Source organism: Parasaccharibacter sp. TMW 2.1884 (assembly GCF_023337695.1).
GTDB lineage: Bacteria > Pseudomonadota > Alphaproteobacteria > Acetobacterales > Acetobacteraceae > Bombella > Bombella apis.
The window spans coordinates 35,036-55,124 of the sequence record NZ_QORR01000003.1; the positions used below are offsets into that span (position 1 = coordinate 35,036).

Consider the following 20,089-nt stretch of genomic DNA (forward strand, 5'->3'; position numbering starts at 1 on the left):
CTCAGAACTCCGCCTTGACGGAGCCGAAGAACTGGCGGGGTGCGCCAAGAAGGATGGACTGGTTGTTGTAGGCTGCTCCGCCCTGGTTATCCATCGTGAAGCCGTTCTGGCCCACGGTGGAGGCGTATCTGGTGTTGGCCAGATTGTAGATGTTGAAGGCGAAGACCAGATTCCTCACGGCCGTAGGGTTGTGCATTCCGAGACGGGTCATGTCCAGCGTGTAGATCAGGCCGAAATTGGCCAGCCAGTAGGTTGGCAGCTTGTAGTCGCCCACATAGTCATAGCTGCGTTTCCCATAATACTGGGTATCGACATAGGCCTGCAGATGCCGCCACTCATAGGAGAGGCGGGCCTTGTACATGAAGCGGGGATACGCCACCACCTGCCGACCTTTCGTGGCATAGAGCGTTCCGCCGCTGCGTATGTTCTGGTCGTACGTTGCCTTGTCGTAGCTGATGCTGTTGAGCAGGGCGAGGCCGGGCAGCGGCGTGATGGTGATGGCCCCATCCACGCCATTCATGGTCACGCCCCCCACATTCTGCACGGTGGAGGTGTTGTTGGTGAGGATGGACCCGGCACCCGCGCTGCCCAGAATCTGCTGGAGGCGGTTATGGAAGTTGGTGCGGTACAGGTACAGGCTGCTCTGGATGAGATGGTCGGTGTAGCGGTAGCCTCCGGCGAAGGTCCAGGCCGTTTCCGGCTTCAGGCTGTTCTTCGTGGCGTTGTAGGCAAGCTGGGACACCGCAAAAGGTGAGTTGCTGGAGTTGTAGCCGGACTGGCTGTAGGCATGGGCATTCTCGGAAATGTCGAAGAAGAGCTCATGATGGTGGAGGAAGTGCCAGTCCCCGCTGATATGGGGCAGGAAGGCCTTGGCGGTCGTCAGGCTTTCTCCGCTGGCCAGAGCCGGGAAGCGGGGTTCCCAGTTGGTGGCATGGCCCACACGGGTCGTATTGAGAATGGACTTGAAGCCAAAATGCAGCGCAACGGACCTGATGGGGTGATAGGTGTCCTGCACGTAGGCCGTGAAGCTGTTGGTGTTGTAACGCTGCCCCCAGAGGGTCCGGCCGGGAACGTTCCTGAAGCTTTTGAATGGATTCAGGGGTGTGCCGTTGGGGCTGTCGGGCTGCTGGTAGGCATAGGCGTAGGAATCATACCGGTTGTTCTCGTACCAGAACCCCACGGAGAGATCATGCCGCTTCAGGCGGTAATCGAAGGAAGTCAGCCCGCCGAACCGTTCGATGGAAGGATGGCGGACCTGCTCGAAAATGGGGCCACCATTGAGCTGAACGGTATCGACACCGTTCTGGTACGCATAGGGGCTGGCATAGGTGCCGTGGCCGGTCTCGCTGTGGCCATAGAGGCTGCTTTTCCATGTCAGGCGGTCGGTCAGGGCAAGGTCAGCCTTGATGCCTCCGAACAGGTCGGACGAGCTGGCCGTACTGTCGTAGTAGGAAACATCCTTGGGGTCTGACAGCCGGTCATAGGCGGCAGGGTACTGCCCCCGTGCGGCCCGGTAGGCTCTGGCCCATGCGCCGGGCCGCCCGTAGAAATTGTCCAGCCGGGACCCAGCCTGGTCCAGCCAGCTGGGAGCGTAATCCTGATAGTTCACCATCTGGAGGGCATCCCAGTTGAAGAAGGCGGAAACCTGGCTCCGTTCCCCGATGGGCTGGACCAGCTTGGCATTGACCTGCTGCATGAACTGGTCTCCGCCGCCCTTCCATTTGTCACCCTGATTGCGCATGTAGGAGACGTAGAACTTCGTGCCGCTTTCATTCAGCCTGCCGGAGTCGAACCGGAAGAAGGAATGGAACAGCGCATTGCTGCCGAAGGTTTGGGCAACCAGCCCTCCCGTTCTGTTCTTGGGGTTGCTGGAGACGTAATTGATGCTGCCCCCCAGATTGTTGGTGCTGGCCGTGCTTTCCGCCCCGGCGCTCTGGGTGACCTCCAGCCGTTCCACATTCTCCGAGGAAATGGCCTGTAGCGGGTTCAGCCCGTTATAGTTGCGGAAGGTCGGCTCCCCGAGGGGCAGGCCATCCAGCGTCATGCCGATTTCGTTCTGGATGAAGCCATGCATGTAAATCTGGGTCGAGTAGGTGTCCACACCCTGCGGGTCGTCGGACTGGAACTGCACGCCCGGCATCTGGGCCAGCGTGCGGAGGGGGTTGGTGCCGGGTACCTGCTGTTCCAGCTGCTTGTGTCCCAGCACGAGCTGCGTGCCCTGCACGATGTGACGGGTGCGGACGGACAGGGTCTCATACCCGCCATGAACGGCCTTGCGGGCATGGCGTTTCGTGCTGGCCCCAGCTGTGGCAGCGCCCCCCGGATGAGAGGCTGATGATCGGAGACGACCCGTCTTGCCGTCTGCATGGCGAGACGTGAGATGCTGGGTGTGATGGTCAGTTTCCGGGCTGTTATGGAGACCGGCGGCCTGGAGTGAAGCAGGCACGACAAAGGGTGCGGACAGGCCGGTGAGGCCCATCCAGAACAGATGGCGATATGATGGCATGACGGATCCGTTGAGACGGTGAAAGGACAGGTGCCGGAGTCGTGCCCCATCTTTGGGGCACCCCGGTTTTATGAGAGAGGTATCAGGCCCTGTTCAGACATCGCCGGGTGATGAAAGTCAGGCTGGTCAGCGTCAGAAGCAGAATGACGGCGAGTGACAGCAGGGCATCCCCGCGTGCGGAGGGCAGAATGAGCAGGATGGCTCCAAGAACGGGGATGAGCACGGCCAGTCCCTTGGCCAGCGGCAGGGCCGTGGCTGTCTGTGACTGCCGGGCCCAGAGCCAGTAGGCGATGGCGATCATGAAATAGATGAACAGGATCAGCCCGCCAGATGAGCCGAGAAGAACGGGATAGAGTGTTTCCGGCGAGCCGATGGCAGCAGCGATGACAGCCAGCTCCAGCAGGGTGGTCAGGCGCAGGGACCAGATGGGGACCTGCCGGTCTGTTTCTTCTGTCAGCTTCTGCGGGGCGAGGCGCAGATCGGCCAGTTCCCGCAAGGTGCGGGACACGACATAGACAGCTGAATTGAGGCAGGAGAGGACAGCGACCAGTGTTACGGCAATGGCGGCGTAGCGGGCCAGCGGAACACGGAGATATTCCAGCACGCTCAGGAAGGGGGACTGCCCTACATGCACACCATTCCACGGCAACAGGGAGATGATGACCAGTACCGACCCGGCATAGAAGAACAGGACCTGCAAAGGGAGGCGCCGCATGGTATGGGCGATGGCCCGCAGGGGGCGGTCACTGTCCGTTGCGGCGATGATGGCAATCTCGCAGCCGGTGAAGGTCTGCACGATCATGGGGACAGCCCCGATGACAGCCCAGCTTCCTTTGGGGAAGATGCCTCCATGTGCGGTGATGTTGTCGAGCGCTATGGCGAAGGGATGACCGGAGAGAGCCAGCCAGCCCAGGCCGAGGGCGATGAAACCGCCCAGAAAGAGCAGTTTGAAAATGGAGAGACCTGTTTCTGCCTGCCCGTAATGGCGCAGGGAGAGACGGTTTATCGTCCAGGCAATGGCAACAAGGACAAGCGCTCCCCAGAGGGGGGCAACGCCTGCCAGCCGTCCGATGATCATGCCACCGGCAACGGCCTGTGCTCCGGCCGTCACGGCCCAGAGGAAGGCATAGCTCCAGCCTGTAATGAAGGCTGCCCTGGGGCCGTTATGGGTGGCGATGTGGGTGATGAAGGACCCCTGCCCCCGTGCGTTGATGGCCAGCCCTCCCAGCAGACGCATCACCAGCCAGACGACGATTCCCGCTGCCAGATAGGACAGCAGGACAGCAGGACCGGCTGCGGCGATGGTGGCGGACGTTCCGACGAACAGCCCCGCCCCGATGATGCCGCCAATGGAGATCATGGCGACATGCAGCCCTTTGAAACGGCTTGCGGCAGGGGCACCGGACGAGGATGACGGTGACGCAGGAGGCTGGCTCATCGGGTACGTTATCCTTTCTGACCGGGGCCATAGGGGCGGTCCCCGATGATGGTGATGCGGTTCATGATCCGCCGGGCGGGGAGATAGTCATTCACGGCATAATGCTGCGTGATGCGGTTGTCCCAGAAGGCAACGTCACCCTCTTCCCACCGCCAGCGGACGGAGAACTCAGGTTTTGTGGCATGACGGGTCAGATAAGCCAACAGGGCAGCGCTTTCTTCGGGGTCCACATCGTTGATTTCGGTCGTGAAGCCTTCACTGACAAACAGCCCCTTTGCTCCCGTTTCCGGGTGGATGCGGACGACAGGATGGGTCACGGGTGGGAAATTGTTGCGTGTTTCAGCCCATTTTTTCCGCTCTTCATCCGTGCGGCCATAACGGGAGACAGGAAAGGAGCGGAGAAAGTCGTGCTGGGCTGTCAGCGTGTCGATGCGCTGTTTTATGCCGTCGGAAAGGGCATCATAGGCAGCGGTACCACTGGCCCAGATCGTATCTCCCCCGCCTGTTTCCGGGAGGAGGCGGCTGGTCAGCACGGCAGCTTTTGGCGGTTCCTGCTGGAAGGTGACATCCGTATGCCACAGGGCATTGTCCCGCAGGTCGTTCTTGGCGGTATCCAGCACGATGGCTTCCGGCACGTCGGGGACGGTCGGGAATATGGGGTGGAGATGCAGCTTGCCAAAGTTGCGGGCAAAGTCCCGCTGCTGTTTGGGTGTGATGGTCTGTTTACGGAAGAAGAGGACCTGATGGCGCAGAAGCAGCTCGTGGATGTCGTTCTTCTGCGACGGAGACAGGGGTTGTGAAATATCCACACCTTCTACGATGGCGCCGATGGCCGGGCTGAGGGGGATGGCCTTCAGGGTGACCGGGGCATGGTGTAGCGGAGCGAAAGCAGCAGCGGTGGAAGCCATGGTAGGAACTCCATAAAACGAATTATGATAGTCATTTTATAAAACAACATATCCGAATGTCATAATGGGGTATTTCATCTTATTTGAAAGTGAAAAATGTCATTTTGAGTAAATTTTTTCATAACACACTGTTTTATATATATTTTTGTGAGGTGATCCTGCTGGGTGAAAGGCCTGGTAGCGTGTTTTTTCCAGTTCTCTATAAACAACTATATTATTTCGTATTAATTGATGGCCCGGTTATTGTGGCATGTGATGGGGGACCGGCTCCCCATCGGGTCATGTGGGAGTGCTGTAAGGGCATGGATGATATGCATTAATGGATGCTGAATGAAAAAGCGCTGAAGACTGCGGAGCATGATGGAGTCGATGACGGGAAACAGTAATGGAGTGGCAGAGGGCAGTAGTTAATTTGATATAAATCAAAGACCTTTCATGCAAAGAGAGTAGCGTGACAACAGACACCTTTATCTGAGGAGATGACAGATGGGACGGATTGCTGGAAAGATTGCACTCGTGACAGGCGCCGGCAGCGGCATTGGCAAGGGGATTGCCAAGGTTCTGGCCAAGGAAGGTGCCAAGGTCATCGTGGCTGACCTCAACCCGAAGGGTGGTGAAGAGGTTGTGGAAGAAATCCGCAAGGCTGGCGGCAAGGCCTGCTTCCTGCCCCTGAACGTGGCCAAGGAAGACGAGTGGAAGAAGACGATGGCTGCCATCAAGGAGCATGATGGCCGTCTGGACATTGTCGTCAACAACGCTGGCATCGCCTATGACGGGACCATCGAGAGCACGTCTCTGGAGGATTGGCGCCGTGTGCAGTCCATCAATCTGGATGGTGTGTTCCTCGGCACCAAATATGCCGTCGAGATCATGCGGGAGCTGAATGGCGGTGAGGGCGGTTCCATCGTCAACATGTGTTCCAGCTCTGCACTGGTTGGTATCCCGAATCTGGCTGCCTATGGGTCCTCCAAGGGCGGCGTGAAGATGCTCACCAAGTCTGCTGCCCTGCATTGTGCCCGCAGCGGGTACAAGATCCGCATCAACAGCGTCTGCCCGGGTTACATCCAGACACCGCTGGTTGATGAGCTGACCCGTACCGACAAGGCCGCCTATCAGCATCTGGTGGACATCCATCCGGTCGGTCATCTGGGCACGCCGCAAGACGTGGCCTACGGTGTTCTGTACCTGGCCTCTGACGAATCCGAGTTCGTCACGGCAACCGAGCTGGTGATCGACGGTGGTTATACCGCCGAGTAAGGCGCAGGGCCGAAGCAGGCCCGCGAGTCTTTAAAAAAAGCCCCCGTTCCCATGCCGGGAACGGGGGCTTTTTTCATCGCTGCATGTCTGCCAGCCGGAGAGTAGCCTACGGTCTGGCAGGCAGGATCAGGTCTCTCAAAGGCCGGAGAACAGAGCCGTTGAAAGGTAACGCTCGGCAAAGTCAGGCACGATGGCTACGATGGTCTTGCCAGCCCATTCGTCTTTTTTGGCGAGCTCCATGGCGGCAAACAGGGCTGCCCCAGCGGAAATGCCAATGGGCAGACCTTCCGTGCGGGCGCAGAGGCGGGCTGTCGTCAGGGCATCATGCTCGGTGACGGGGATGACCTTGTCCAGCGCACGGATGTCCAGCGTATCGGGCTTGAAGCCCGGGCCAAGCCCCTGGATGCCATGCGGGCCAGGATCGTCACCATTGAGGACGGCACTTTCGGAGGGCTCAAGACCAAACACTTTCAGCCCTTCCTTGCGTGGCTTGAGAGCATGGGCAATGCCGGACGCCGTTCCTCCAGTACCCAGACCTGCCACGACGGCATCTACGGCACCGGCCGTGTCTGTCCAGATTTCTTCAGCGGTTGTCTCGGCATGAACCTTCGGATTGGCTGGATTCGTGAACTGGCTGGGCATCCAGGCATTTTCGGTTTTTTCAAGGATCTCCTGTGCCTTGCTGATGGCCCCTTTCATGCCTTGCGGGGCGGGGGTCAGCTCCAGGGTCACTCCCATCAGGGCCAGCATTTTACGCCGCTCCATCGAGGCGCTTTCCGGCATGGTGACAATCATCCGGTAGCCCATGGAGGCTGCCGCAAAAGCGAGGCCGATGCCGGTATTGCCGGATGTCGGCTCCACGAGAACGGACTTGCCCGGTGTGATCAGTCCCTTTTCCTGTGCTTCCCGCAGCATGGCCACGCCGATCCTGTCCTTGACGGAGGCCAGAGGGTTGAAGAACTCCAGCTTGAGCAGCAGGTTGGCTTTCAACCCTTCCTTTTCTGTCAGCCGGGGAACGGCCACCAGCGGAGTGCCGCCCACGACTTCCATGAAAGAAGGATAGACATGCCCACGGGGGGCTGCGAACGGGGTCGTGGAAAGAGGGAAAGGAAAATCTGATGAGCGAGGTTCTGTCATCGTTGGTACTCCCTGCCATGATGAATGTAAGAACAAGACTAGCAGGTCTGCCCGGTATTCGTCATGTCGCTTTGGAAAGACTGGAGAAGAAACGGTAAAGGATCGCGAAACATTCGCATAATTTTCTTTCTTATAACGCGAGATGGGCTAAAAGGAGGCTGACGCTTTGATGGCTGAAGAGTGAATGATGTATCTGAAAAACGATCGTATCCTGACGGCCCTGTCCATCATGCTTGATGTGGCCTTTTATGCCGGACGGTCCGGGGTCGTGAGTGGCGCGGACATAGCCAGGCGCAGCGGTCTGTTGAGGCGTGGAATCGAGCCGGTGCTCCAGGCTCTTTCACGGGCGGAGCTTCTGGACAGTGTTCGTGGGCCAAAAGGGGGATACCGGCTGGGACGGTCCCCACGGGTGGTCAGCCTGCACGAGATTGTCTGTGCTGTTGGTGTGCGGGACCAGGTGGCTGCCTTGCAGGAGCGGGATGGCAGTCCCCTCCAGTCTTTGGTGATTGCACCATTGTGGGCTGATCTGAATGAAGGAATCAAGGATCGGCTTTCAGCGATCACCTTGGCTGATCTTCTCCAGAAGGCCGAGCGTGAAGGGCTGGAGCGGCCCAGACAGGCGCCCATTTCCTTCACCATATAAGATCCCTCTCTTTTTTGATGAGACTGCTTCTCCATGTCCGGACAGCATTTCTGCTGATTCCGGAGGGGGTCTGTCATGTCGGCATCACGAGCTCGCTCGGTCATAATAGAGTGAAAATATGGTTTCATTATGGTTATCGTTAACTTAACAAACAACTTGTATTAATTTTAATTTTATATTACTTTTCGATGAACATAGTCGCTCTTCTCATTGGACTGTGCCCTTCCGGGGGGCAGTCTGTTTTCTGGTATCGTTGGTGAGGAGAGGACTGCAATGGAGTACGGGTGCGGGGAAAGTCATGCGGAATAAACTTTTCTTTACAGCAGCTTTGTTCTGTGTGGAGGTAACGCCTTTCGGGCCTGTCTTTACGCCTGCCCAGGCTGCGGACGCGGTCTCGGCGGCCACGCCGGTATCGATCAATGGCCAGGAGTCGTCCGTCAAGGAAGTGACGAACCTGTCCGATCAGGGGAGCGTCATCAATACGGGCAGCGATATCTATCGTGTCAAAGGAGATGGAACGGATCAGACCTTCTCGGGTTCCATCCGTGGGAGTGCTGATCAGACAGCCGCCATCGACCAGGCCGGTGGTGTTGATGTCAATACGGGCGAGACTGTCAATCAGACGCAGCAGACCCAGCCCAACAACGTGACGTTCACGGGGCAGAATGTCTATAATGGGCGTACGTTTGTCCGTGGTAATGGATCTTTGACCCTGACAGGCAGTGATGGCAAGGTTGGTGGCATCACTTCCGGGGGGGCAACGATAGTTGGTCTGGCCGCCAACGATTCTGGTACGCTGACAGTGGACAAGGATGGCATCCTGCTGCTGCGTGGCCAGACAGACAGTGATGGCAAGGTCATGCAGCCTTATGGTCAGCTGATTGTTGGCAATGGCGATCAGAGCTACGGTGCCAGCGATACGAGGCAGGAAAACCGTCTGATTGTCCAGAATGGTGGCCAGGTGGGTGCCATGACTGTCGCTATCGGCAACCAGGCCGCCGGCAAGGGTGATGTGTCTGTTACCGGGGCAGGCAGCGGTCTGACCGTTGGTGCTGGTGGCATGTTTGTTGGGGCTGATGGCGAGGGCAACCTGTCCGTCACGCAGGGCGGCAAGGCCGTTGTGGGTGGCGATGTGGTTGTCGGTGGCAGTGCTGGCTCCCAGGGCAGCGTGACGGTTGATGGCTCCGGTTCGTCCTTGACAGCCAAGAAGGATGGGGACCAGGCCGTACAGATGGTTGTCGGTGACCAGGGCCAGGGGGCGCTGAATGTCCGGAATGGCGGTACGGTCACCACGGATGGCAATGTCACCCTCGGGAATCAGGCTGGGTCCGTTGGGTATGTGACGGTCGGTGACGGGCAGAATGCCAGTGGCAATGTCCAGTCCAGAATGGATCTGACGGGTAGCGGCGGCACGGGGAACCTCGTTGTTGGCCAGCAGGGGACCGGTCACCTGAGCATCCAGAAGGGTGGTGAGGTGACAGCCTATGGCGTGGCCGTTAGTGGCGAGGACACGGACGGGCACCTGGCCTCTAACAGCTCTCTGACTGTTGGTTCTGCCGAAGGTGGTGTGACCCAGCCCGGTGGTCAGCTGAATGTTGGTCAGGGTGGCATGGTCATTGGTGAGGGCAATGGTACAGCACCCCGCTATTATGCCGGTGTGACTGCTGGTGGTACCATCAACAATGCTGGCAATGTTCATATCATGAGCGATGGTCAGCTGCGGGTTGGTGGTGAGGATCAGTCCAATGCCGGGGCAGCAACCGGTACTCTGGTTGCTGGCGACACGAACGGCAGCAGTGGTATCAGCAGTGATGCCACCCAGACGAATGGGACGTCTGCCAAGGAGAATGGTGGCGTGGTCCTGTACGGTAACGGCGTCATCCAGAACCGTCAGGGCAGCGACCTGCATGTGGATTCCAATGTCTATCTGTCCGATGGGACTCCCTCCGGGGAGGCTGTCCGGCATGGGACATTCGATACAAACCAGCAGAGCACCTATCTGACAGGCAAGTTGACGGGGACTGGCGGTCTGACGGCAACAGGCGGCGGTACGCTGTATGTGGCCAATCATGACAACAGCTACCAGGGTGAGACGGTCGTGTCGGGCAAGGACACGACGCTGGCCGTTGCTTCCGGGTATGGTCAGGCGTCTGACAGCAACAATTCTTCTTCTTCCGGGATCACGGTTGAGGATGGTGCCCGTCTGACAGGTAACACAACAGATAATGGGGCTGCTGCCGTCACGACAGTTGCGGCAGGTGGTACCGTTGAGGCTAACTGGAACCAGAGCAGTGGAACCCTGAATATCGGTGCTGCCGGGCATCAGGGGACGGCTCTGGCAATGAATGGCACTGCGGGTCACCAGTCTGTGTTGTCCGTGGGCGCAAGCTCCACACCGGTTTCGTCCAACTCCTACATCACGCTGAACAACGTTCAGGGGTATAGCCGCCAGAATGGTACGATCGATACGACCGGCCGTTCGCTGACAGGCTCCTACCGTCAGCTCAATAGTGGCCTGATCCATGTGAATGGTGATGCCCAGCTGAACAGTGCGACCCTCAATGTTGTGAAGAACGACAATGACCGTATCTATGCAGGGGATGGTTACCGTATCCTCACAGCAACAGGGACGGTCAGTGCCAATCATGACAACGCCCTGACAGGCAATCTGCCAGATGGCCTGTTCGTGTCGCCTTATCTGGCGTTCGAGAATCAGGCCGTGGACGTGGTCTATGCCCGTAATAATGTCTCCTTCAGCAGCGTGGCGGGGAACCAGAACGAGCGTGAAGTTGGCCATGCACTTGATGGCATGGCCAGTGGCAGTAGCGTGGTGCAGGCCATGACAGGCGTCAGTTCCGCTGGTGAGGCCCGTCGTGCACTGGGTAATCTCTCTGGTGACATCCACGCATCTGCCCGGACTGCCCTGATCCAGGACAGCTATCTGCTGGAACAGGCCGTGCTGGACCGTCTGGTTGAGGCAGGCTGTGATGGTGATGGAAAAATGTCCGCCCAGGGGCATTACAATTTCTACACGCGGCGCAAGGAATCCCAGTGCCACAGCGACCACACCATCATGTGGGGTCAGGCTTATGGCAGCCTGGGGCATAATGGTGGCGGCGGGAACGCAAGCCTGCTGCACCATCAGACAGCCGGATTCGTCATGGGTGTGGATACACCAGTTGATGACCGGTGGCGTGTGGGTGGCATGATTGCCTACGGGCATTCCATGTTCAATGCCAATGGGACGAGCAACTCGTCTGGTAACAGCAACAACATCAGCCTGGGCAGTTATGCCGGGTCTCATTGGGGACGCTTCAATCTGCGTCTGGGGGCCTTCTACACCTGGAACCTGATGAACATGCGTCGGCATGTGCAGGTGGCTGATTTTGGTGGCCGGCAGACCAGCAATTACCGTAACGGGACGGCCCGTGCCTTTACGGAGCTGAGCTACAAGTTTGACTTTGACAAGTTCCAGTTTGAACCTTTCTTCGAGGGGTCCTACGTCAACCAGTACGCAGGCCGTTTCCAGGAGCATGGCGTGGCTGCCCTGTATGGTCAGTCCAAGGATCGTAGCGTGGGCTTCACCAGCTTTGGTTTCCGTGTGGCACGCAGCTTCCAGATTGGAGAGATGTGGCTGCGGGCCCATGCCATGGGGGCTTACCGCCGTGCCTATGGCAGCCTCGGCTCCAGCAGGACGGAACGTTTCATGGGTGATGGCAGTGGCATGAATGTCAATGGCGTGCTGCTGTCCCGTGATGCTGCTGTGATCAAGGCGGGTGTAGCGGCCCGGGTCACGGATTCTGTGGATCTCGACCTGTCCTACACGGGGCAGTATGGCGAGCATGCCATGGACAGTGGTGCTACAGGGTCCGTCAAAGTGCAGTTCTGACAGGCGTCAGGAATGGATCAGGAAAAAGGCCGTCCATCATGGGCGGCCTTTTTTGTGTCTGCCGTGTCAGGGGGGGGCGCAGGCTTACCCTGCCAGGCCAGCGTGATAGAGCAGGGTTCCTGCCAGGGTGAGCATGATGGCGGCAGTTACCCCATCCAGAATTCGCCATGAGAGTGGATTGCTGAAAAAGGGACGCAGCACTCTGGCTCCGTAACCCAACAGGGGGAACCAGACAAAACTGGCCAGTACGGCACCAAGTCCGAACCATGAACGGCTGCCTTCAGGCTGGGTGAGGCTGACAGACCCCATGAGAAGCACCGTATCCAGATACAGATGAGGATTCAGCAGTGTGAAGCCGCAGGTCATGGCAATGACTTTGCGCAGGCTCTGCGGAGGCTGGTCTTCCAGTGTGACAGAGCTGCTGGTTGTCATGTGGCGTAAGGCAGAGAGGCCCTGCCAGATGAGGAAAGCAGCGCCAGCATAGGTCAGGATGTCCGTAAAGAACGGCATGGCGGCGACAATTTTTCCAACGCCGTGGACGGAGGCTGTGATGAAGACCGCATCCACACTGGCGCAGAGCAGGATGATGGGCAGGACATGCTCCCGCTTCAGGCCCTGTCGCAGAATGAAAAGATTCTGGGCTCCAACAGCGATGATGGCAGAGGCGCCAAGGCAGAAACCGGTCATGATGGGGGTGATGATCGTGTGCATGGCCCGTCTATGACAGGCAGGGTATATACAGAACAGCTTATTTTATTTCACTGAATGAAGGAAAACTTCATCATGTTCGATTACGCCGCCCTGACAGCTGTTAGTGCTGTCGTGCGGGAAGGTAGTTTCGAGAGGGCAGCCGCTGTACTCGGGCTGACACCGTCTGCCGTTTCACAGCGTGTCCGTGGGTTTGAGGAACGTCTGGGGGGTGTTCTGGTCATTCGTGGGCAGCCATGTCGGCTGACAGAACTCGGGACGATGCTCTGCCGTCATTTCGACTGTGTCAGGGTGCTGGAGAGTGATCTGGCCGCCCGGCTGGCCTGGCAGGACAGAGGGGCCACACTTCCGGCTACGGTGAAACTTGCCGTCAATGCGGACAGCATCACGACGTGGTTTTCTCATGCCATGATGGCCTTTGCCCGGCAGGACCCTGCCATAACACTGGATATTTCCATTGATGATGAGAGCTGTACGGCGGAGCGGCTGCGGTCCGGGGATGTCATGGCTGCTGTGACGGCATCGTCCGATCCGCTCCCGTGGTGCAGAACGGTCTCGCTGGGGCGTATGGTTTATGTGGCCTGCGCCAGCCCGTCCTTCATGGAGGTGCATTTTTCTCAGGGTGTGACGGCCGAAACCGTGCAGAAGGCTCCCTATCTGCGGTTCGATCGGCGGGATATGTTTCAGGCCCGGTGGGCAGAGGCAGTGTATGGCGTCACGCTGGGTGCCCCCGCCTGCTGGATACGTTCTTCCACAGCGTTTCTGGACCTCTGCCTTCATGGTCTTGGTTGGGCCATGCATCCTCTGCCGCTTGTGGAGCATCATCTGCGCAGCGGTGCCCTGGTGGAACTGCCTCCAGCGCACCGGCCTTCCATGCCGCTTTTCTGGTCAGTCCCCCGCCTTTATGGTTCGGCATTGAACCGGCTGAGCCAGAATGTGCAGCGTGTGGCGGCAGAGTGGTTGACTGATTGATCCGGTCTGATCAGGCGTTTTTCCCCTGCTGGCGGCCGAAGCGCTTGGCAAAAGCGAAAATGGCCGTGAAGGCCCGGAAGGGGAGCATGATCCGCCATGAGGGCGAGAAGTTGCCTGCAAGAAGCGAGATGATGGCATCCCGCATCCGGAGCGGACTGTTCTTTGGCCGCATGAAGAAGTAGCGCAGCAGAGGGTCGTTGATGCGATAGACGAGCCAGCCGATCAGCCGCATTTCCTGTCTTGTTTTACGTTCAGCCTTGCGGGCCGCCCTGCGCCCCCGGGCTGGATCAAGCAGCCAGGTGCTGGCAACATCGGCGCCGCGGAGTGCTCCCTGCATGGCCAGCATGATTCCTGATGAGAAAACGGGGTCCAGAAAGCCGAAAGCATCACCGATGATGAAATAGCGCTCTCCCCAGGCCTTGTTCCCTTTGTAAGAGTAGTTGCCGGTCGTGGTGAGTGGTGCCAGTGCTTCCGCCTGGCTCATGCGCTCCCGTACGCTGGGGCTGGACTGTACGGTCTTCCAGAAGAGAGTATCCAGCGAGCCACCGTGATTTTTAAAGCTGTCATGGTCCCCCACGAAGCCGACACTCATGATGTCATCCGGCAGGGGAATCATCCAGAACCACCCACCCTTGACGAGATGGACGGAAATATAGCCCTCCATTCCTTCGCCTTCTGCCCGGGGGACATTGCGGAAGTGGCTGAAAATGGCGGCCTTGTTGTTGCGGAGGTCGCTGTATTTCTTTCCATGCTGGCGGAGCATGAGCGTATCCCGGCCGGACGCATCCAGAATGAATCGTGGGGTGAAGAAACGGGGATTTTCTCCATCCGTTTTTGCTTCCACGAGGGGAGCATCCGGTGTCGGGAAGGTGACCTTCGTGACACGGGTTTTTTCAAAGGTCTTTGCGCCTGCTTTGGCGGCATTGCGGAAGAGCAGCTCATCAAATTCTGACCGGCGAACCTGATAGGCATGATCTGCCTGCGGGTCGATGGCGTAACGGAAGGGGAATGAAAGCCGTCCTTCCCCGGTATCTGTCACGAATTCGGCTCCGGGTTTGTAGATCCCCATGGCTGCGACATCGTCCAGCACACCGAGCGTCTCCAGTATGGGCAGGTTGCAGGCCAGCAGGGATTCACCGATGTGGAAGCGGGGATGCTGGTCTTTTTCCAGCATGATGACATCCAGCCCGCGTCGGGCCAGAACGGTGGCAGCCGTGCTGCCAGCGGGGCCACCGCCGATGATCAGGACATCACAGGGGAGAGGGGACTGGGTCATGGTGGTTTATTCCGTTGGGAGCATGACGGTACCCGTTCCGGCCATCAGCAGTCTGGCAGAGGGGGTCCGCAGGGTGAAATCGTAGATCATGCCGCCATGGGCCTGGTGCTTCTGGATGACGGTGATGATGAGGTGCGGCCAGTCGGGATTGTCCAGCCGGTCACAGTGGATCTGGACATCCCGGATACTGGTCAGCCACCCCTGCCGTGCCTCATGGGCTGTCAGCGCGCCATGCAGGGCAGCCGCCTGCATGGCCATTTCCACGCCGGTGACGGGGGGCAGCTGGCCCGCCACCCGGTAGGGGTTGGCCGGGTCGTTATGGAGGTGGGTCGTGGCCTCAAGCTGTGTTTCATCCCAATGGTTCGCAGCATCCAGCAGGCAGCTGGCTCCCTGGTGGGGGATATGGCGGAGGATGGCATCACGGTTGAGCATGGGTCAGCGCAATTGTCATATGGTTGGCCCCGTAGGGCAGGGAAATGGACTGATCCTGCCCGCAGGCAATGGCCTGCAGCAGGGGCAGTATCTGGCCCGCAGGATTGTGGCGGGCCATGTCTGCCAGGCTTTCAGGCAGGGAGGAAAAAGGGTCACGCACATCCCTGCCATTTTTCAGGGACAGTGCAAGCTGGAGTGACGTGTCCCGGCCTGGTGTCAGGATGAGAGCACAGCCAAAGGAGCCCCTGGTCCGCCTGACCGTGCCGAGTGACCCGGGAATAGGCGCATCATACAGGCAGAAGAGAACGGGCTTTTCCTCTGCATGGGCTTCGGCAGCCGCTTTCAGCAGGGCGGCTGGCAGGGTTTCGTCATGCAGCCCCAGTGAGACGGCAGGCTGGTGGCTCTTGTGGCTTATCATCCAGTATCCGGCAGGCGCATTATGGACGGAGTTGTGAAAAAGAGAGGGTGAGACAGCTCCTGCCGGGCTGGCGAGAGACTCCAGAATACGGTTGATGATGAAACCATCGCCGTTGGAGCTGGCAAAGATGGCAGGCAGGTCCCCGGCATGGCACCCAGCCTGCTGGCAGGCTTCCTCGGCACAGAGCATGGCCAGCCGGATGACCTGGCTGGCTCTCCGGCGCTCATTGGCGGGCAGACTGGCGGGTGGGGGCAGTGTCAGGCTGGTTCCGTCATGGGGGGTGTCCCCTCGCAGGACAGGTTTCGCTTCCGCCCAACCATGCAGGCCGTCCCCCCAGCATCCGATACCTGCGATGGAAATGATCATGTCAGTGGTCCGAAGATGAGACTGCTGTTCGTGCCACCAAAACCAAAAGAATTGTTCATGACGAAGTTCAGCTTGCCGTGGCGGGGTGCAAGGAGAATATCACTCTGGAAGAGAGGATCAACCGTCTGACTGTTCATGCAATGTGGTAGATACTGGTCCTGTATGGCTATGGCACAGATCATGCTCTCCAGAATTCCGGAAGCTCCCAATGTGTGTCCGGACCAGCCCTTGGTGGAGGAACAGGGAACAGCCCGGCCGAAGATGGAAGCCATGGCCCTGTCTTCCATCTGGTCATTGGCCGGTGTCCCCGTGCCATGCATGTTGATGTACCCTATGGCCTCTGGTGGCAGGCTGGCCCGGGCCAGGGCTTTCTGTATGGCGAGAGCGGCGCCGCTGCCTGTCGGGTCGGGTGAGGACATGTGGTGGCCATCACTGCTGGCTCCATATCCCAGAAGGCGGAGACGGTAACCGGCTGGCCGGGCAGGGCGTGGCCGGCCATCGGCCCGTTCCAGCAGGGCAAAGCCTGCGGCTTCGCCGATGGAAATACCGCTGCGCCCGGCATCGCAGGGGCGGGTGGGATGGGCCGAGACCAGCCCGAGAGAGGCAAAGCCCTGGAGTGTCATGCGGCAGAGGCTGTCCGCCCCGCCGACAATGGCCGCATCGCAGAGACCGGTAGCCAGCAGGTGGGCGGCATCAATGAAAGCACGGGTAGAGGAGGCGCAGGCGTTGGAGACTGTCAGCATCGGCCCGGTGACATCCAGCCGGGCTGCCACATAGCGTGGCAGGGAGGAGAGGTCCTGCGTGCCGTCATAGGGGAAATCCGGCGGCAGGGCTTCATCCCGGTCTTTGCGGGCAGCATAGGCTTTTTCCGTTGTCAGGATGCCGGATGTGCTGGTGCCCATGACAACGGCAAGGCGATGGCGGCCATAATGGGCCCGGGCATCGGCGACAGCCTCCATGAAATCATCGGTCATCAGGGCCATGTCGGCCAGCCTGTTGTTGCGGCAGTCAAACCGGTGCAGGGCTCCTGGCAGCTGATGGTCTTCCACACCGGCAACGCGCCCGATATAGCCATGCCCCGGAGACTGGAACGTGTCAGGCTGGAGGGTCTGGCGCTGTTCCAGCAGACAGGTCCGGGTGGCTTCCATGCCCCGCCCCATGGCGCTGATGGCTGTTCCGGCCGTGATGATCAATGCGGTCATGCGTGGTCTCCCTGCTGGGAGGAGGTTGGGATGGTGCCCATCAGCAGGAAGCTGAAGATCATGGCGAACAAGGCTCCAGAAGAAATGGTGAGACCCAGCTCCCGCAGGAGAGGGGTTTGACAGCTTGCCAGAATGGCAAAGGAGAGAACGGTCATCATGTTGCAGGTCAGCAGGGTGCGGAGTGTCCGGGTCCGCTCAGCGGCATCAAGCTGGGGGCGGCCGAAAAAGAGGGCGTAATCTATGCCAACACCCAGCACGAAGGCCAGTGCCACGATATGGATGATGGAAAAGACAGGGCCGTGAAGGCGCAGCAGGGCCAGCACGCTCAGGCCTGTCAGGCCAAGGGTGAGGGCAAGACGCCCCGTGCAGGCCGGGCTGCGTTGGCAGACGAGCAGCGTAAGCAGGGCAACGGCAATCCCTGTGGCCAGCCAGAAAGCCGCTTTTCGGACATAGGGGCGCAGCAGGTCTCCCACGGCTGTTTTCATGTTGACGAGCAGCAGGTCAGGCTTTTGCTGGTGAAGCCGCTCGAGAGAGGCAGATGCCGCAGGTGAGCGGGGCAGGATGAGGCCATACCACAGACCATGCCGGGCCATGAGCAGCAGATCGATGCGGTGGCCCACGGCTGTATGGGCGATGTCGTCCAGCCCGAGAGGTGGTAGATGGCGGGCCTGTTCCACATCCTCTGGCAGGTTGGCAAAAGCCTCGGGCTGGAAGGGGGAGGCCTGAAGGGCTGTCTGGAGGTTGGCCCGGATGCTGTCCGCTGCGGGCAGGGTGGCCAGCCGCTGCTGCTGGCGGGCTCTGCTGGGCAGCAGGCGGGCCGCATCGTCCATGTCCTGGCTGGTGGGCAGGTGGCCGAGCAGCTCTTCCTCCTGTTGCAGGATGTGTTCACTGTCCGGGGCGTGGACAACGGCAATCAGACCAGGTTGGGGGGAGCCGAGCTGCTCGTGCAGCTGATGGTCCACTTCCAGCAGGGCTGGTGGGATGGGGTTGAGGATTTCCCCCTGTCTTTCGATTCTGAAGGGATGGAGCAGAAGCACGGCCATGGCGGGAGGTGCTACCATAAGGCAGAGCACACGGTAACGGCGGAGTGCCTCCCAGCGCAGCAGCGAGGGGGATATACCCTGATGATGGGCGGCCAGGTCAGCCTGTGTGACCAGATGGGGCAGAATCCAGATAGTGATGCAGGCGGCGGTCAGAATCCCGGTGGCGGAGAAAAGGCCAAGTTCCATGAGGCCGGGCAGACCACAGAAGATCATGCTCAGCAGCCCGACAATGGCCGTGAGGGTGGCCAGTTTCAGGCTGGTGCCAATGCGGCCCAGAACGACAGGAATGGCTTCCCCCCTGTCCCGGTGCCCCAGCAGAAGGACAGGGTAGTCCAGCGACACACCCAGCATGGTCATGCCGAAGCCGACGGCAATGCCATGAACCCAGCCGAAACAGAGCTGGACTACCAGCATGGAGAGGGACAGTGAGAGCAGGAAAGGTACGCCCAGTGTGGCCAGCACCCAGAGAGAGCGGAAGCGCCAGTAAAGGATGCCGACCACAACGAGAAGGGAGAGAAGGGCGAGGCGGTCCATGTCCTGGCGGAGGGACTGGGCGGCGATGAAGGAGAAAGCCGGGGAGCCTGTCAGAAGCAGCTGGCAGTCCCCGCCATGGGGTGGCCTGCTGTTCTCGAAAGCCTGCCGGATGGCCTGGTGCAGGTGTTTCAGCTGTGCGGGGTCGAGTGTCGGCTGGCGAAGCTGGAGCAGCATGAGCGTGGCATGGTGGTCTGCTGTCAGCCAGAGGCCATCCAGGCTGGCGGGGGGTGTGCTGCTTTCCAGACTGGCCAGATAGTCGGCATAGGCGCCGGTTGGGTCTTTCAGTCCGATATCCTCCACCAGTGGAGCCGCCATGGACTGGAGGAGGTCATAAAGCCGGGCAGTATCGGCTTTCAGGGCGTCCGGGGAGAAAAGGCGTGTCCGGTCATGAGGGGCCAGTCCATAACGGTGGGCGAAAAAAAGCGGCTGGTCCTTCTGCCATGAGAGGGAGGCCGGGCCATCCAGAATGAGGCTGAACTGCCCCGTTGCGGCCAGAGCCTCATGGAATCTGTGCCCGGTCTGGAGTAGGCTGGCCGTATCGTTGCCCCTGATGGAGGCGATCATGATGGACTGGGTAGGCCCGTGGTTCAGCTCATCCAGCAGGAACTGGGACGCTGCGTCATGGGGGCGGGGCAGGAAGGCCTGCATCCCCATGCGGAGGGGGATGGCAGAGAATGTTGCCGCCGCCACCATGATGGCACCGAGCAGGGCCAGCAGAAGGGGGAGACGGCGTTTCATGGTGAGGTGATGGCTGTATCGGTCACATCGCCATTGGCCAGGACAAGATGAAGGCTGTCCAGCGAGTTGTTGCGGCCCTGTATCTGGACGAGCCGGACGATCTGGCCGGTGTCGTGTGTGCGGGGTGTCATTGTCAGGGTCCAGCGTCCCATGTCACCCGTGGCGGAGAGCGTGTAATACTGCTGGAGCAGTGCGACATCTCCCTGCAACGGCCCCCGGATTGTGGCGGCCATGACCTGCAGCGCCGGGCTCATGTGTAGTGGTACGGCCCGCGCGGGGGTCTGGCCATGGCGGAGCCATGCCGTGTCCCCCTGCATGATGAAACTGTCCTGCACAGGGGTGAGGGTGAGTTTTTCCACCCGATCGGGGGGAATGAAACGGAGTGTTCCCTCGCTGTGAAGTGGCACTTTGAGAGCGTGCAGCTGGCGTGTCTCCGTGAAGTGGTTTTCCCTTTGCGAGACCAGACCAATGTGGTGCAGGATGTTGACAGCCAGAGCCTTCTCCTCTGCGGTGGGCGAGGTGATGGCACTGGCGGCAGGAGGCGACATGGCCGCAGTGTCTGCCTGTGCCTCCCGCCAGAAGAGGGGCAGCACAAGGAGGAAGAGGGGCAGGCATTTCATGA

15 protein-coding genes are annotated in these 20,089 nt (G+C 59.6%); 4 read left to right on the plus strand and 11 right to left on the minus strand.

Features of this window, described 5'->3' with window-relative positions; all coding sequences use genetic code 11:
• Position 1: 1 nt before the first annotated feature.
• From DTI93_RS05660 to tauD, 3 genes are all read right to left on the minus strand, one after another.
• Complete coding sequence (locus tag DTI93_RS05660; RefSeq protein ID WP_249079935.1) at positions 2-2,506, minus strand: TonB-dependent receptor; 2,505 nt, start codon at positions 2,504-2,506, stop codon at positions 2-4.
• Between the two features lie 82 nt (positions 2,507-2,588).
• Complete coding sequence (locus DTI93_RS05665; protein ID WP_086431680.1) at positions 2,589-3,944, minus strand: amino acid permease; 1,356 nt, start codon at positions 3,942-3,944, stop codon at positions 2,589-2,591.
• Between the two features lie 8 nt (positions 3,945-3,952).
• Positions 3,953-4,852 carry a taurine dioxygenase gene (tauD, locus tag DTI93_RS05670; RefSeq protein ID WP_086431681.1) on the minus strand — a complete coding sequence of 300 codons (900 nt, stop codon included), beginning with the start codon at positions 4,850-4,852 and terminating at the stop codon, positions 3,953-3,955.
• Between the two features lie 486 nt (positions 4,853-5,338).
• Here tauD and DTI93_RS05675 point away from each other — a divergent pair, with 486 nt between their 5' ends.
• The gene (locus DTI93_RS05675; RefSeq protein WP_249079937.1) at positions 5,339-6,109 is read left to right on the plus strand and encodes an SDR family NAD(P)-dependent oxidoreductase; all 771 of its coding nucleotides are present in this window, start codon (positions 5,339-5,341) and stop codon (positions 6,107-6,109) included.
• A gap of 135 nt (positions 6,110-6,244) precedes the next feature.
• Here the strand turns inward: DTI93_RS05675 and cysK are convergent, their stop codons facing one another.
• Entirely contained in the window at positions 6,245-7,246 is a 1,002-nt protein-coding gene (gene cysK / locus DTI93_RS05680) for a cysteine synthase A (protein ID WP_043561845.1), read from the minus strand.
• 187 nt (positions 7,247-7,433) lie between these two features.
• On the opposite strand from cysK, the gene DTI93_RS05685 reads away from it, so the two are divergent.
• Both DTI93_RS05685 and DTI93_RS05690 read left to right on the plus strand, forming a co-directional pair.
• Positions 7,434-7,889, plus strand: a complete 456-nt coding sequence (locus tag DTI93_RS05685) for an Rrf2 family transcriptional regulator (protein ID WP_043561842.1) — start codon at positions 7,434-7,436, stop codon at positions 7,887-7,889.
• Positions 7,890-8,187: 298 nt separating this feature from the next.
• Complete coding sequence (locus DTI93_RS05690; RefSeq protein ID WP_249079939.1) at positions 8,188-11,778, plus strand: autotransporter outer membrane beta-barrel domain-containing protein; 3,591 nt, start codon at positions 8,188-8,190, stop codon at positions 11,776-11,778.
• Between the two features lie 84 nt (positions 11,779-11,862).
• On the opposite strand, the gene DTI93_RS05695 is transcribed toward DTI93_RS05690, so the two are convergent.
• The gene (locus tag DTI93_RS05695) at positions 11,863-12,489 is read right to left on the minus strand and encodes a LysE/ArgO family amino acid transporter (RefSeq protein WP_103765730.1); all 627 of its coding nucleotides are present in this window, start codon (positions 12,487-12,489) and stop codon (positions 11,863-11,865) included.
• Between the two features lie 72 nt (positions 12,490-12,561).
• Here DTI93_RS05695 and DTI93_RS05700 point away from each other — a divergent pair, with 72 nt between their 5' ends.
• Positions 12,562-13,458: a LysR family transcriptional regulator ArgP gene (locus DTI93_RS05700; protein ID WP_249079942.1), complete on the plus strand. Its 897-nt coding sequence runs from the start codon at positions 12,562-12,564 to the stop codon at positions 13,456-13,458.
• A gap of 10 nt (positions 13,459-13,468) precedes the next feature.
• On the opposite strand, the gene DTI93_RS05705 is transcribed toward DTI93_RS05700, so the two are convergent.
• The 6 genes from DTI93_RS05705 to DTI93_RS05730 are packed head-to-tail and all read right to left on the minus strand — an operon-like array spanning position 13,469 to position 20,087.
• Positions 13,469-14,734: an NAD(P)/FAD-dependent oxidoreductase gene (locus DTI93_RS05705; RefSeq protein WP_249079944.1), complete on the minus strand. Its 1,266-nt coding sequence runs from the start codon at positions 14,732-14,734 to the stop codon at positions 13,469-13,471.
• Positions 14,735-14,740: 6 nt separating this feature from the next.
• A complete protein-coding gene (locus tag DTI93_RS05710; protein ID WP_043561832.1) occupies positions 14,741-15,166 on the minus strand; it encodes a hypothetical protein in 426 nt (141 codons plus the stop codon).
• Positions 15,153-15,950, minus strand: a complete 798-nt coding sequence (locus tag DTI93_RS05715; RefSeq protein ID WP_043561829.1) for a beta-ketoacyl synthase chain length factor — start codon at positions 15,948-15,950, stop codon at positions 15,153-15,155. Before DTI93_RS05715 ends, DTI93_RS05710 begins: the two co-directional genes overlap by 14 nt.
• Positions 15,947-17,152 carry a beta-ketoacyl-[acyl-carrier-protein] synthase family protein gene (locus DTI93_RS05720; RefSeq protein WP_103765731.1) on the minus strand — a complete coding sequence of 402 codons (1,206 nt, stop codon included), beginning with the start codon at positions 17,150-17,152 and terminating at the stop codon, positions 15,947-15,949. Before DTI93_RS05720 ends, DTI93_RS05715 begins: the two co-directional genes overlap by 4 nt.
• The gene (locus tag DTI93_RS05725) at positions 17,149-19,467 is read right to left on the minus strand and encodes an MMPL family transporter (RefSeq protein WP_249079946.1); all 2,319 of its coding nucleotides are present in this window, start codon (positions 19,465-19,467) and stop codon (positions 17,149-17,151) included. Before DTI93_RS05725 ends, DTI93_RS05720 begins: the two co-directional genes overlap by 4 nt.
• On the minus strand, positions 19,464-20,087 hold the full coding sequence (locus DTI93_RS05730) for a LolA-related protein (RefSeq protein ID WP_249079948.1): 624 nt from the start codon (positions 20,085-20,087) through the stop codon (positions 19,464-19,466). The genes DTI93_RS05725 and DTI93_RS05730 overlap by 4 nt, the downstream gene beginning before the upstream one ends.
• Between the last annotated feature and the right edge of the window lie 2 nt (positions 20,088-20,089).